This window comes from Dactylosporangium darangshiense, assembly GCF_039537565.1.
Lineage (GTDB): Bacteria > Actinomycetota > Actinomycetes > Mycobacteriales > Micromonosporaceae > Dactylosporangium > Dactylosporangium darangshiense.
Genome location: NZ_BAABAT010000001.1, coordinates 107,322 through 120,250, shown reverse-complemented (window position 1 = coordinate 120,250; position 12,929 = coordinate 107,322). Strand labels below are relative to the sequence as shown.

12 protein-coding genes are annotated in these 12,929 nt (G+C 68.1%); 7 read left to right on the top strand and 5 right to left on the bottom strand.

Annotation, left to right across the window (positions count from 1 at the left end):
* Nucleotides 1–4 precede the first annotated feature (4 nt).
* Genes ABD901_RS00555 through ABD901_RS00545 form a run of 3 tightly spaced genes read right to left on the bottom strand, consistent with a single transcriptional unit; the run spans nucleotide 5 to nucleotide 2,351 of the window.
* Nucleotides 5–550, bottom strand: coding sequence for a hypothetical protein (locus ABD901_RS00555; RefSeq protein WP_345119989.1), 546 nt, complete (start codon nucleotides 548–550; stop codon nucleotides 5–7).
* Nucleotides 547–1,524 carry a hypothetical protein gene (locus ABD901_RS00550; RefSeq protein WP_345119987.1) on the bottom strand — a complete coding sequence of 326 codons (978 nt, stop codon included), beginning with the start codon at nucleotides 1,522–1,524 and terminating at the stop codon, nucleotides 547–549. Before ABD901_RS00550 ends, ABD901_RS00555 begins: the two co-directional genes overlap by 4 nt.
* Nucleotides 1,521–2,351 (bottom strand): class I SAM-dependent methyltransferase, encoded by an 831-nt coding sequence (locus ABD901_RS00545; protein ID WP_345119985.1) that lies wholly within the window; start codon nucleotides 2,349–2,351, stop codon nucleotides 1,521–1,523. Before ABD901_RS00545 ends, ABD901_RS00550 begins: the two co-directional genes overlap by 4 nt.
* Nucleotides 2,352–2,529: 178 nt before the next feature.
* On the opposite strand from ABD901_RS00545, the gene ABD901_RS00540 reads away from it, so the two are divergent.
* On the top strand, nucleotides 2,530–3,945 hold the full coding sequence (locus tag ABD901_RS00540; protein WP_345119983.1) for an NsdA family TPR-like regulatory protein: 1,416 nt from the start codon (nucleotides 2,530–2,532) through the stop codon (nucleotides 3,943–3,945).
* Nucleotides 3,942–4,493 (top strand): GNAT family N-acetyltransferase, encoded by a 552-nt coding sequence (locus ABD901_RS00535; protein ID WP_345119981.1) that lies wholly within the window; start codon nucleotides 3,942–3,944, stop codon nucleotides 4,491–4,493. The genes ABD901_RS00540 and ABD901_RS00535 overlap by 4 nt, the downstream gene beginning before the upstream one ends.
* Here the strand turns inward: ABD901_RS00535 and ABD901_RS00530 are convergent.
* Nucleotides 4,420–5,493 (bottom strand): NAD-dependent epimerase/dehydratase family protein, encoded by a 1,074-nt coding sequence (locus ABD901_RS00530; protein WP_345119979.1) that lies wholly within the window; start codon nucleotides 5,491–5,493, stop codon nucleotides 4,420–4,422. The genes ABD901_RS00535 and ABD901_RS00530 overlap by 74 nt on opposite strands.
* Nucleotides 5,494–5,833: 340 nt before the next feature.
* Here ABD901_RS00530 and ABD901_RS00525 point away from each other — a divergent pair, with 340 nt between their 5' ends.
* From ABD901_RS00525 to ABD901_RS00505, 5 genes are all read left to right on the top strand, one after another.
* Nucleotides 5,834–6,484, top strand: a complete 651-nt coding sequence (locus ABD901_RS00525; RefSeq protein WP_345119976.1) for a GOLPH3/VPS74 family protein — start codon at nucleotides 5,834–5,836, stop codon at nucleotides 6,482–6,484.
* A 46-nt stretch (nucleotides 6,485–6,530) separates the two neighbouring features.
* Entirely contained in the window at nucleotides 6,531–8,108 is a 1,578-nt protein-coding gene (locus ABD901_RS00520) for an APC family permease (RefSeq protein WP_345119974.1), read from the top strand.
* Nucleotides 8,105–8,716 (top strand): GNAT family N-acetyltransferase, encoded by a 612-nt coding sequence (locus ABD901_RS00515; protein WP_345119972.1) that lies wholly within the window; start codon nucleotides 8,105–8,107, stop codon nucleotides 8,714–8,716. The genes ABD901_RS00520 and ABD901_RS00515 overlap by 4 nt, the downstream gene beginning before the upstream one ends.
* 547 nt (nucleotides 8,717–9,263) lie before the next feature.
* Nucleotides 9,264–10,589, top strand: coding sequence for a class I adenylate-forming enzyme family protein (locus tag ABD901_RS00510; RefSeq protein ID WP_345119970.1), 1,326 nt, complete (start codon nucleotides 9,264–9,266; stop codon nucleotides 10,587–10,589).
* Complete coding sequence (locus ABD901_RS00505) at nucleotides 10,586–10,879, top strand: hypothetical protein (protein ID WP_345119968.1); 294 nt, start codon at nucleotides 10,586–10,588, stop codon at nucleotides 10,877–10,879. The genes ABD901_RS00510 and ABD901_RS00505 overlap by 4 nt, the downstream gene beginning before the upstream one ends.
* A 133-nt stretch (nucleotides 10,880–11,012) precedes the next feature.
* Here the strand turns inward: ABD901_RS00505 and ABD901_RS00500 are convergent, their stop codons facing one another.
* Complete coding sequence (locus tag ABD901_RS00500; RefSeq protein ID WP_345119966.1) at nucleotides 11,013–11,903, bottom strand: replication-relaxation family protein; 891 nt, start codon at nucleotides 11,901–11,903, stop codon at nucleotides 11,013–11,015.
* Between the last annotated feature and the right edge of the window lie 1,026 nt (nucleotides 11,904–12,929).

Below are 12,929 nucleotides of genomic sequence, written 5' to 3'. Positions count from 1 at the left end.
CACGTCATCCCTTCACTCGATCGTGTTGGTCGTTCAACCTGATGAGGACTGCGTCGAGTTCGGCCAGGAAGCCGGGAATGTCGCCGTCGTTGTCGATCCAGTCGTCCGCGAGCGACCGCCATTGCTGCCACTGTTCAACGACTCGTTTCCGGGCATCCTTGCGATCGATGGCGGCTGCGGCTTCCTCCGGGCTGATACCGGCATTCGCGGTCAGTCTGGCGATGCGGTTGGCGTGAGTCGCCGTGATGAAGACTATGCGAGCCGGCGCGACCCAGGATCGTCTTGTCGCATCGGCGAGGTCCGCATCGATGAAGCTCTCGATGACCAGCACCTGCGGATCGCCGGATTCGCGCAACCGCCGTACGACTGTCAGGAACTCCCGATGGTCGAAGCCTTCACGCATCGGCACACCCTCGTGGGTGGCTGGTCGACCGCTGGTCAGGTCCGCGAGGAGCGTACGAATCTTGATGCGGTGGGCGTGGTGTTCCTGCGCAAAGTAGCTTCCGGCGCTGCTTTTGCCTGACTCGCTGGTACCGGCCAGGAGGATCAAGCCTGGTGCCATGCCAGCAGTTCCGTGAAGCGATTGCCGGCTGCGGTGACACTGACCGGCAGGTCGGCCGGGCCACCGATACCGACCCGAATCGCGGGGACCGTCACGAGCGCGTCGAGCACGCGTTCAGTGTCGCGCGCGGGCGCGGTAGATCGGGCGTGTAGAGGTGTGCCATCCGCGGTGGCAATTTGCTCCTGCGACTCGAAGATCGAGACATGATCAAGGCAGGGGTTCGCGAGCTTGCGCGCATGGTCGGTGACGGCGCAACGCAGCAGCTCGCGCGCCGCATTCGGTGGGACGTACAGGGTTTCCCCGGGCGGTAAAGCCCGATCCGGGAGCAGGATTAGCCACAAGGGGACAGCCTCGGCTGCCGTACCAGCCATCTCGTGAAGGTCCGCCTCGAACAACAGCCGGCGGTGGTCCCTGCCGTTCAACACGTGTGTCGCCATATCCGGGCGGACATGCCACGGCAACTGTGGTGCGGCCAGCACGGTGACGTGAGGTCCAGAGATCGCCGCGAACATGAACTCGTCCACGATCAACTGCCCGTATCGCGCAGCGAGGCCCATCGCGAGTGAGGTCTTACCTTGGCCGAGGCCACCGTCGAGTACGGCAATCGCATGGTCGGCGGCGATCGCGAAGGCACTGCCGTGCAGCAGGACGGTCGACGTTTCGGCCTGGCGGTTGGCGGTCTCCATGAAGGCGATACCCCGAGCGAGCGCTTGCAGCAAGCCGATCTCAGTGGTGGCCTGTTCATGCACGGCTCGTCCAACCGGAAGGACGAGCGACATGGTCTTACCGCCAAGGTTGAGAACGAGCCGGGCTCGATCGCCGGCAGTCACGAAGAAGTGATAGCCGGAGGCCGAACCGACGGTTTCGTCCGTGATGCAGCCTACGAAGTCGCCGACGATGCGCCTGGTGAGGTGGTCGACGTGCAGCTCGACCGCGAGGTCACCTATACGTAGCAGCCTCATGACAGTCCACCCGGCTTGGTGGCCGCGAGCCACATCGAGTAGCCACTGTGGCGTGGTCGTATTGGTGTTCGCGTGCCCGCCAACAGCGACTCCTCGCTGATGACCGTGGCATACCGGTCCAGCTTGGCCGCAGCGCCGAGCTGTTGCATCTCGCGGACCGTAGTGAGGTGAGCGAAACCGGGCGCGGCGCCTTCGGCTTTGTTGGCGAGGTAGAGGATGTCCCGCGCCGGGATCGGCGCTGACCGTTGTTTGCCCTCGCCGTGCCAGCGCAGAACCCGCGCGTACTGGTCGAGCAGGTTCGCGATCCGGACCAGCCCGAACCGGCCCCGGTGGTGCCAGTTGAACACCTCGACGAACATGGAGCCGCCCGGCGCGCAGACTCGCCACAGCTCCGCCAAGGTGTTTATCCGCTCAACGACCGTTGGCAAGGCATTGAACGAGAAGCGCAGGCACCACACCTGGTCGAAGCTCGCATCAGGCAATGGAAGGTCGGTCATGCTGGCGCAGACGAAGTCAGCGTCTTGGCATGTCTGGCGAGCGACGTCGATCGCGGTTGGGTTGATGTCCACGCCAGTGATCCGGCCGCCGCGTTCGGTGATTGCCTTCGTGACTCGGCCGGCGCCGCATCCGACATCCAAGATCCGCGCGTCATGACCATACCGGTCGAACAAATGCTTCTCGCACGGCCGCAACGAGGCGGTGCTGTAGAAGCTGGTCTCGCCTGCGTAGTGCAGTTCGTTGAGCGCTCGGATCATCAGCCCGTATCCGTCATCGGACAGATGTCGTTCGAGGGTTCGACTCCTCGCCATATCGATGCCGCCCTTCATCCTCAACCGAGTCCAGCAGTGGGCGGCGCACCGGGGCAGTGTGGCGGACGGTGAATGTTGAGAACTGTGGACACCAGCCCGTGAACGTCGTGAACTTCAGTGCGCCGGCGAATTGGGTCCGCCGTGTCTGTCGCTGTTCGGCTACCGTGCGATTGAAGCGATGGATGGGGAGGCGCCAATGAGTGACACCCCTGCCGCACTGGCCGACCTCCTGCGGTTGGCCGAGTGGGGACCGCGCCAACTCGTGAACGCGATCAACGCGCGTCTGTCCAGTCAGGGCCGGGAACGTCTGCGGTTGGACCCGACGGCCGGCTACTCCTGGGTTCGGCGCGGGTTCCGGCCTCGTCCGCCGATCCCCGATGTCGCCGCCGCGGTACTGACCGACCGGCTCGGCTTTACCGTCACCGTCGAACAACTGTGGCCGAGCCATGGACCGGCACAGAGTCGACGATCGGCCGCGACCGGACTGGATTCCGTCTCACATCTCGACGACCTCGTCCGAGAGCTCAGTCAGCTGGCCACGACCTCCACGACACCGCGTAGTCCCATCGAGGAGGCTTCGGGTGCCGATCTCACCGCCGCAGTTCTGGATCAGTTGCGTGGTGCGGTCCTGGTCGCGCGGAATCGGGCGGGTCATGAGCATGTGCTCGCCGAGCAGGTCGACCTGATCGAAGCGCATGTCGCCGGATTGCGTCGGTTGGATGATCGGCACGGCGGCGGCGCCCTGAGCCTTCGGTACGTCACCGCTGAGCTGCGCAACGTCATGGACCTTGTTGAGTACGCCAACTACAACCTGGCGACTGGCCGCAGGCTCCTGGCGATCGTTGCCGATCTTGCGCAGCTCCTCGGCTGGCTGCATTTCGACTCGAGCCGGTACGGCTCCGCCGAGCGCTATCTGTTGCTCAGCATCGGTGTGTGTCGGGCGCTCGACGCTAGGGACCGGGCCGCGAACGCAATCGGGATGCTCAGCTACGTTTCTGCGTTCGCCGGGCACGGCTCGCAAGCCGTACGGCTCGCCGAAGCCGCAGCTGCGGAATGCCGCACCGCCGATCCGGTCCTGCGGGCACGACTGCTCGGCCGGGAAGCGACGGCTGCAGCCGCCGACGGTGATCTGGCCCGATTCCGGCGGTGCGCCGATCAGGCCGCCGAGCTCCTGGATCGCAGCCGAGCGCAGGACGGGCCGTCGTTCCTGTACTACCTCAACCCGATGCAACTGGCTGCGGAGGCCGGCCAGGGCCTGGTCGTACTCGCCGAACAGACCACCGCCAGCCGTAACCGACTGCTATCCGAAGGAATCGGGCTGCTCACCGAATCGGTGGCCGACATGACCTCGCCGCTGGAGGCAGCCGGCCCTGCATACGCGCGTTCAGGGCTGCTTCATACGACCTTCCTGGCGCAGGCACACCTGCGGCGCGGCGACCTGAGTGAGGCTGTCGGCGCACTGAGGATCGGAATCGGGCTACTACCGCTCGTGCAATCTCCGCGCGGGCGCAACTACCTGCGTCAACTTCGACCCGCTTTGGCGCGCAGATCACGCTCGCCGGTCGTCGCGGAGTTCCTACCGCAGTTCGATGGGGCATTATCGACTGCATGACGAGCGATCTCTCTACACCGGACGCCTGCGTCGAGTCGGCCGGTGAGATCACCTTCGTCGAGCGCACGGTCGACCATCCCGACGCCGCACATCTGCTGGACGCCTTCTATAAAGAACAATTCGGCCGGTACGGCTTCGCCGAGTCGGTCGACCTTGAGCACGATGACTACGCCGTGCCGAACGGGATCTTCATCGTGGCGTACAGGCGCGACCTACCGGTGGGATGTGGTGGCTACCGGTGGTACGACCGCAAGACCGCCACGGTCGAGATCAAGAAGACGTATCTCCTTCCTGTAGCGCGTGGGCGAGGCGTCGGCCATGCGTTGCTCCGCTTTCTGGAAAGCACGGCAATCAAGAGCGGCGCCCGCCGCGCCATCCTGGAAACCGGTGTCCGCAACACGGCCGCTCTCAGCTTGTTCATCAGCAGTGGGTACGAGCCAACGGCACGCTATGTCTCTGGACGCGACCCGCTGATCAATCGGGCGTTCGCAAAGGCGCTGGCCAGCTCACCTCGCCTACACGGTCGAGCCGCGCAAGCCACCGCCTGACTATCGCCGCCTCCTTCTCCGCTGCGATGCCGTGTTCGGCGAAGCGCTCATGGTCGACGGCGCGCCCACCGTCGCGCAGCCACGCCCAGGTGTCATCCACCGTCTCCGCGATCGGCCGGCACTGTAGACCGGCAGCGTGCGCGCGCTCGACGTTCATGGCCCATGGAGCCGCCGCGTTGCGCCACAGCGGCAATTCCGTCCATTGCGCGACCCCTTGGCTCACGAGCCAACCCTCGTCGACCCAGATCAGCTCGGCCGGGCGTTCGGCGGATGCGGCGGTGACCGACATGCAGGCGTGCAGCATCGCGCTGTAAGCGGTCGCCTCCGGCCTAGGCGCGACGTTGAAGAACCCCCCGTCGCCTTGTTCGATGCGATCGAGCAGGAACTGCGCAAGGTCCCTGACATCGACCGGCTGGACCGCCCGATCCGGGGCAGGGGCCAAGACCTGTCCACCTCGCCGCATCCGTTTAAGCCACCACGGCAACCGTCCGACGTACTCGTAGCGGCCCAGCACCACGTGTGGCCGAAGCACGAGCAGCCGCTGCGGCCCGACTGCTTCGTGCCAGGCAATCTCGCAGCCGACCTTCAGTGGACCGTAGGCATCCGGATCCCAGCGGCGCGTGCCTGGATCGTGGTCCGGGTCGGCGTCCCATAGCGGTGAGTCCTCATCGACGGGGGCGTGCGGCCATTCCCGGTATGCCGAGATCGTCGATATGAATGCGGAGCGTTCTGCGACGTCGGCGAGGACGCGAGCGGACTGTCCGACTACGGCCGGAACATTCCCGCTCACGTCGACGACCACGTCCCAAGGGCCGGACCGGGCGAGCGAGCGGACATCGGCCGCCGACTCGCGGTCACCGACGACCCGACGGACGCCGGCGGGAAGCCGTGCCGCAGTGACGCCCCGGTTGAACACCGTCACATCGTGACCGCGTCCGGCCGCTTCCTCGACGACGACCCTGCCGACGAACCATGAGCCGCCAAGCACCAGTACCCGCACCGACTCATTGTGCTGGCCCTGCGCTCACGCGCGAGCTGCTCCAAGCCGGGTTCACTGAGTTCATGCGACGTTCCCAGCGTTCCCAGTGTTCACGGCCGTCGATCATTCCCAGTTCCGTCCGTAATTGGTCGACTGGTGATTGCGAATGTTGCCGACCCCGTCCTCAACCGACAGAGGCACGGCGATCCATCTGAGCCGGCCCGGGGCGGGCGCGGCGTCGAACCGATCCTCAGCCTCCCGAGGGCCGGTCCGCAAGAACCCGCCCGCCTCGGCGCCACACCACATCTCATTCGACCCCGCGGGAGCTCGGCGATTCCCGCGGCAGCGGTTTGGAGCTGCGATGACGCACGCGTACCGGCCGCCGCCGGCCCTCGCGGCGACCGACTTCTGGATGTTGAGTCACAACGAGCACACCGGTCAGCCACTGGCGCCACATCGGGTGGTGGCGATCGGTCTGGCCGCGGCCCTGTTGGCCGAGCTGCTGCTGGAGGAGCGCATCGGGATCCACCACGACAACGTCGTGCCGATCACTGCGTACCCGCCCCGGGACGCGCTGACGCACCAGGTGCTGGATCGGCTCACCGGCGAGGAGCCGCTGCCAGTGCAGGTCTGGCTGCGGCATTTGACGCAGACCTCGTACGAGGCGGTAGCTGAGCGGATGCTGCGGCAACGGCTCGTCGTCAAGGTCGGGGACCGCAGACTGCTGGGCCGCTCCCGGATCACCTACCGCCCGGTGGACCCGAATGTCGCCGGATGGCCGGCCGCACGGCTGCACGTGTTCCTGCGGGAAGGTCGACCGTTCACCGAGTCCGACGCCGTCCTGGCAGGCCTGGCGAAGGCGATTGGACTGCACCACCGGGCCCTCGAGGGCAGCGGCCGAAGCACCGAGAGCTACCTCGACGCGGTGATCGCCAGCGCAGGTCGTCCGTATCACCAGCTGTTCGCGCATACCGCCGCGATCGTCGGTTCAGCCGTCATGGCCGGCCGCTGACCCAACACTCCCTGCACTGCACCAACCACGTGATGAAGGAGTACGCATGTCCGCACCGTTCCCGGCGCCGGTACAGCGAGGCCGGCCCAGCAACGTCCTGGCCTCACTGGAACGCACCGGCCTCGGCCTGGGCCGATTGATCGCGGCGGCGTTCGCCGCCGTGGCGCCGGCAACGGTGGTGTTCGGCGGCGCCACCGGCGGCTGGGCGGTCACCGGCGTCATCCAGATGCCCCTGGCCTATGTCGCCGTCGCCGCCGTCCTCGCGCTGTTCTCGGTCGGGTATGTGGCCATGTCCCGGCGCATCGTCAACGCCGGCGCGTTCTACAGCTACATCACTGCCGGGCTTGGCCGCATCCCCGGCGTCGCCGCGGCCATGGCGGCGCTGGAGGGCTACAACGCCATGCAGATCGGCCTGTACGGCGGCATCGGTGCCGGCCTGCATCTATTTCTCGCCACGCACCACATCGACGTCGCCTGGTGGCTGCTCGCCGGTGGCGCGTGGGTGCTGGTGGCGATCCTTGGGCTGCTCCGAGTCGAGCTGTCGGGCTGGATCCTGGCGTTCCTGCTGGCCTGCGAGCTCGTGGTGGTGCTGGTGTTCGCCGTCGTGCACGCCGCGCACCCGGCCGGTGGCGTTACCACGTTCGACAGCCTGTCCTGGTCCGGGTTGTCGTTCGCCGGGTTCGGCATCCTTTCATGCACGGCGATCGCCGGTTTCGTCGGGTTCGAGTCCGCCCCGGTGTACTCGGAGGAGGCTCGCAACGCCCGCAGGACCGTGCCCCGAGCGGTCTACATCACCCTGGTCGTGGCGATGCTGGTGTACGCGTTCGGCTCGTGGGCGATGGCCGACGCCGCCGGACCGGACAAGGTCATCGCCCTGGCCAAGGACAACACCTCGGAGCTGCCGTTCATCCTCGCCCAGCCGTATCTCGGTCAGGCGTGGATGGACGCCGGGCACCTGCTGTACTGCACCAGCCTGTTCGCCGCCCTGTTGAGCTTCCACAACACCTCGGCCCGCTACGCCTTCGCCCTCGGCCGCGAGGGTGTGCTGCCGCGGTGGCTGGGCCGGTTCAACCGCGCCAACGCGCCCGTGTGGGGCTCACTCACCCAGACGATGCTCGCGGGGGCGGTGCTGGTGCTGTTTGCGGTGCAGGGCTGGGACCCGTTCCTGATTCTGTTCTTCTGCGGCACGGTGCTCGGCGGCTTCGGCGTCCTGCTGCTGATGACCGTCACCTCGGGCGCGGTGCTGCGGTACTTCGGCACAGTCACCCGCCGCCACAGTCCCGTGGGAATCTGGACAGGAACGATCGCACCAGGGCTGGCGCTCGTGCTGCTGACGGGCATCTCGGTCCTGACCGTCCAGCATTTCGACGAGCTGCTCGGCATGCCGGCCACCTCGGTGTGGCGGTACGCGCTGCCGGCCAGTTTCGTCGTCGTCGCGCTCCTCGGCGTGGCCCGCGCGCTCTACTTGCGTGCGGCCCGCCCGGACGCGTACGCCGCGATCGGCAAAGGCAGCCCGGACGCCGAGGGCTTCGGCCCATCCGGGCCCCCGCCAGGCCCGGTAGACACCCTTGGCCTGGAGGGCTCCGCCCGAGCTGGGCAGACGGCACGGGGGTGGCGCCGGTGAGCGGGCAGCCGGAGGTGTGGATCGCGGGGGCTGCGGATCAGGCCCTGCTCGCCGCCGCCTTGGCGGAGGCGTTCCACGATGGGGATCTGGCCGAGTGGCTGGTCCCGGACCCGGATGAACGCGCCGCGATCTACGGTGGGTACTTCGCGCTGGTGCTGGACGGGTTCGTTGCCCAGCCGAACGTCCGGATCGAGGTGTACGACGCGTTCCGCGGCGTGGCGATCTGGGCCGCGAACCAGACCCGGTTCAGCCTGCCCATCCCCGACTACCCGCGGCGGCTGGCCACCTGCTGCCACCCACGCACCCACCGCTTCGAGGCGCTGGACGCTGCGATGGATGCCCACCACCCGGTCGGGCCGCACGAGTACCTCGCCTACCTCGCCGTACCCCCGAAACACCAGGGGCAGGGCATCGGCTCCCGCCTGCTCCAGCATCGGCTCGCCCGGCTCGACGCCGCCGGCCGGGTCGCGTACCTGGAGGCCACCGGGGAACGCAACGTGGCGCTCTACCGCAGGCACGGCTTCCAGCTGCTGCGACCGGTCCCGCTCGGCGACGACGTGGCGCTGTACCCGATGCACCGCCCACCTACGCCCGTCAATCGTTGCTAGCCACCACGGCCGGCGTCCGGCCGGCGTGCATCGGTGCGACCAGGGCTTTGGGCGAGTCCGGAACGCGCCCAACCCAAGGCGTCCGCCCGCGACGGCGCCTCATCGGTGGGCCAGCGGCGGCGCGCCAACCATCCAATCCGGGATTCGGATGGGAAGCCGCCCAGGTCCCGCCGGGTCGCCCGCGCCGTGTGCACCTCGCAGCTCCGCACGGCGCGGGCGGCCCACCCACGCAATCCACCACACCAGGTTTCGCCAACACCGAGGACCACGCGATGTCCCGCAACCACGCCGATCGAACGACCTCGGCAGCACAGCAGCACCAACTGACGCCGTTACATCCCCCACGGCGACGGCCTGTCTTCCTCGACCTACTCCCGGCAACAGCACTGCACCCGGAGTGGCAGACCTCAGACCAGCATCGACGACCACACCGTTGGGTCACAAACCTTGCGGTCGCACCAGCAGCGAGCTCGGACCACGCCGCCAGCGACCGGTCGGCAAGACCCGGTTACAACACCCGTTCCTCGTTCGAACGCTGGAGTCGCCGATGAGCGCAGCAATCGCCCTTTCATCCGCCACGCAGGCGATCGCCGACCGGTTCGGGCAGCTGGCCAAGGACGACGCGAACCGGATCGCGGTATATGACCGAGACCGGGCCGTCACGTTCGGGCAATTGTGGACGCTCGCCTACCGGCGGGTGGCCGCCATGCCGCCCGCCGCTCGGATCGTGCCGATCGTGGCGCAGCCGACGGTCAGCACGATCGTCGAGGCGCTCGCGGTGTGGCTGTGCGACGCCGTCCCGCTGCCCATCCCGCTCGGCACCCGGGCCAAGGCCCTCGATGAGGTGATCGGCCACAGCGCCTGCGCGGCGCACTGGTGTCGGCCGTGGCGTGCTCACCTGCACACCGCCTACGGCGGCCGGCACATCTGGGTAGCCGGTGGCGAATCGCCCACCACACCGCGCGTGCGTGACGCGATGGGCCTCAGCGCCGGCGGCACCGCGTTGATCGCCGCGCCGCTGCATGCCGCCGCGATCTTCGAGATCGTCATCCGGCAACTCCTCGCCGCCGGCACCGTCGTCCTCGAGCCCGACTTCCACCCTGACAGCTGGCTGCACACCGCGGCCGAGACCCGCGCCGGCTGGGCCGTGCTTGCCCCCGGCCAGATCAAAGCCCTGCTGCATGACCGCGAACAGCCGCCCGGCCGGCTCGGCGTGGCCACCCGCGCGCTGCGACGCGTCGTCGTCCCCGCCGACGTCGCCGGGACCGTCGGCCACTTGACCAAATTCGCTGCCGCCGCTGACGTCACAGTCACCAGCTGGTACCACGCACCCGCCTACGACGGTGCCATCGCCACGATCGGTGCCGTCCCCGCGGCGTTGACCGCACTGCCCGGCATGCGGTTCCGCACCGTCGACCCCGCCGGCCGCCCGACGCCGCCCGGCGTCGCGGGACTTATCGAGGCCACCAGCACCGGCTGTACCGCCGTGGCACACCGCGCCGACCAACCATGCCCACCGCCACAGGCATGGCGGACCAGCGGCGACATCGGCACCCTGACCAGCAACGACAGCCTCACCGTGCACCGCATCGAACCCACCGAGCACTACCTGAGCCCGACCGGGCAGCGCCTGCGCGGCAGCGTGCTACGCCGCGTCGCCGCGGCCCACCCCGATGTCGCCGCCGTCACCGTCCACGTCGTGCCCGACGAGCACGGCCGAGCCCGTGCACAGCTGCGGGTTTGGCCCCGTCCCGACGCAAGGCAACCGCTCAACCCGGGCGGCGTCGCGGCTCACTGCGCCGCCCACAGTGCGCCCATGGCCGCCGATCACATCCTGATCGCTAACGCGCGCCCACCGGTAGGCAGCCCATGACCAGAATCGCGATCCTGCCCGCCGCATCCGATGCCGACCTCGCCGCACTGGCCCGCAAGCTCGCCGCCCGGCCCGACTTGCTGTTCGCGCTCGACGTACCCGGCTGCGATGGCGAGGCCTGCCACCGGCCGGCCTTCCGCGATCACAGCACCGACCTCTGGCGACACTTTGCCGACCTGTCGCGCTGCCGTGCCGACCGCCAGGACCTCGCCGCCGCCACCGGGAACAGCGCACCGGCTGACGCTCCGGTGCCGGGCGCCGGCCCAGCTGAGCTGGCGCCTGTTCGTTAGGACGATCACCCAACGCACCGAGCGACACCAGGCGCTGGCGGTACATCGACGTGCCGGCGGCCGCCAGAGAGCATCGGCGACCGTTCAGACATCCGATCGACAGTAATGCGCACCGCACAATCGGCTGATCTTGTCAGCGTTGTGTGAACGGACGACGGTCAAGCCGAGCTAGTGCCGCGTCGTCAGCTGGATCACTGAACGTGTCGAGTTCGATTAGTCGGTACGGCCGTTCCTGCATGCCGACAGGCAGCCAGATGCCGTCAGCGACACAGCGCTCGGTGCGCAGCGCTTCACGGGTGGCAGTCGCAACCGGTGTGGCGACGAGCCCACGACCCAGCTGCTGGTGCAGCTGGCGTTCACGGGCACGGTCCGGCAGGAAGAACAGCACCGGCCATGCCGGTCCTCCCTGAGCGGTCAACTGCTCGTACCGCTTCAGCTTGTCCAGCAGCAGGGGCACCGACTCAGTGCCCCGGTCGTACTCGAGGAAGAACGCGATCCGCCGCTGGCCCTCGGCGTAGATACCGTGGCCGTCGGCGCGAACCCGGTGCATGCTCACCGAGCCGAACCGCAACGGTTCAGCACACTGCCGCTCTGACCACCACCGCATCACGCCGGCGTCTGGCGTGTGGCGCGCATGGGCGATCAAGTCGATGAAGAACTGGTTGACGCCGCGCAAGTGGGCCAGATGGGGGCTCATGGCGATCCGCCGCTGCCGCGCGACGACCTCCGCCGCTCGCGGCGTCGGGTCCCCGCGGAGCGCCGCGACGATCTCCGCGCCAAGCAGGCCGAGCACGTAGTAGAGGGTGCGGCGGCCGGGCGTGGTGTGTTGGAACCGCTCGAGGATACCGAGCCGGTACAGCCGCAGCAGCCGGTCCGTCGCGGTCTTGCGCGCGTCGTACAGCGCCGCGGTGATCTGCTCGATGGTCAGGACCTGGTGATCATGCAGCCACTCGAGCAGGCACACATCGCGGTCGGTGATGAAGGCCCGTGCAGCGAGCACGCGATCTGAGTTGATGACGGTCATCGGTGCCTCCGAACAGTCGGCCGTCCTGGTGACGACCTCTCACCTACACATGGCCCAACCATCGGCGACTTTCGTCACCAGTCGCCGGGTGCCTACCCAACGGGCCCAACTCGTTGGTTGGGCAGGAATCCAACGAGCCCAACTCGTTGGTCGGGCCGGGACCGTTCGGGCCCAACTCGTTGGTTGGGCAGGAATCCAACGAGCCCAACTCGTTGGTCGGGCCGGGACCCTTCGGGCCCAACTCGTTGGTCGGTAAGTCGACCGATGATCACCATGATCGCGTGGCAGTTGGGCGTCCAACCATCGGCCGTATCGTTGGCGCCAACGGGCTGCCGGCAGGGCAACGGCTTGGTTGGGTCAGTTGGCCGGTTGGGCAAGTCAGTTGTCTGGCGCCGTTGGGTTGATCGCGCTTGGGCGGCTTCAGCATCGTCGGGGACAACCATGCAACCGACGGCGGCCTAGGGTTCCAACTGCTCCACGTGCATCGATTTGGCCTGCGACTTGTGTGGTCTAGGGGCCGTACGGCCGCGGTGATGAACCGGGACGGCGCGCCCGGTGCCAAGACCGGTAGGCCGCCCAGACCCTTGGCGAACCGGACGGTTGGCGCGTTGGCGTGGCCGGTTTGCCTGGACGTCGCGTCGCCGGTCAGCTCACCGGTGAGCGGCGGATCGGTACTCGGTGCGCTCAGACTCCCGCGCATCGGTACCGCCTCGATGCGAGTCGAACGTCGAGGCCGGTTCGGGCGATGGCCGGTCACGCCGCGGCCGGTATCGGAAGGCGCGACGTCTGCGACGTGTTCGCCGCGATCCGGCGGCATGTCGCAAATTAGCAGGTCGGAGGGATGTTCAGACCGCTCGAGGGTTCAACTTCCGGCGCACGGAACGATACTCTGCCCGGTGCCCGGTGCCCGGTGCCCGGTGCCCGGTGCCCGGTGCCCGGTGCCCGGTGCCCGGTGCCCGGTGCCCGGTGCCCGGTGCCCGGTGCCCGGTGCCCGGTGCCCGGTGCCCGGTGCCCGGTGCCCGGTGC

Coding starts and splice junctions, on each gene's coding strand:
- ABD901_RS00550 (WP_345119987.1), bottom strand. CDS start 1,524: ATGAGGCTGCTACGTATAGGTGACCTCGCGGTCGAGCTGCACGTCGAC.
- ABD901_RS00545 (WP_345119985.1), bottom strand. CDS start 2,351: ATGAAGGGCGGCATCGATATGGCGAGGAGTCGAACCCTCGAACGACAT.
- ABD901_RS00540 (WP_345119983.1), top strand. CDS start 2,530: ATGAGTGACACCCCTGCCGCACTGGCCGACCTCCTGCGGTTGGCCGAG.
- ABD901_RS00535 (WP_345119981.1), top strand. CDS start 3,942: ATGACGAGCGATCTCTCTACACCGGACGCCTGCGTCGAGTCGGCCGGT.
- ABD901_RS00525 (WP_345119976.1), top strand. CDS start 5,834: ATGACGCACGCGTACCGGCCGCCGCCGGCCCTCGCGGCGACCGACTTC.
- ABD901_RS00520 (WP_345119974.1), top strand. CDS start 6,531: ATGTCCGCACCGTTCCCGGCGCCGGTACAGCGAGGCCGGCCCAGCAAC.
- ABD901_RS00510 (WP_345119970.1), top strand. CDS start 9,264: ATGAGCGCAGCAATCGCCCTTTCATCCGCCACGCAGGCGATCGCCGAC.
- ABD901_RS00505 (WP_345119968.1), top strand. CDS start 10,586: ATGACCAGAATCGCGATCCTGCCCGCCGCATCCGATGCCGACCTCGCC.
- ABD901_RS00500 (WP_345119966.1), bottom strand. CDS start 11,903: ATGACCGTCATCAACTCAGATCGCGTGCTCGCTGCACGGGCCTTCATC.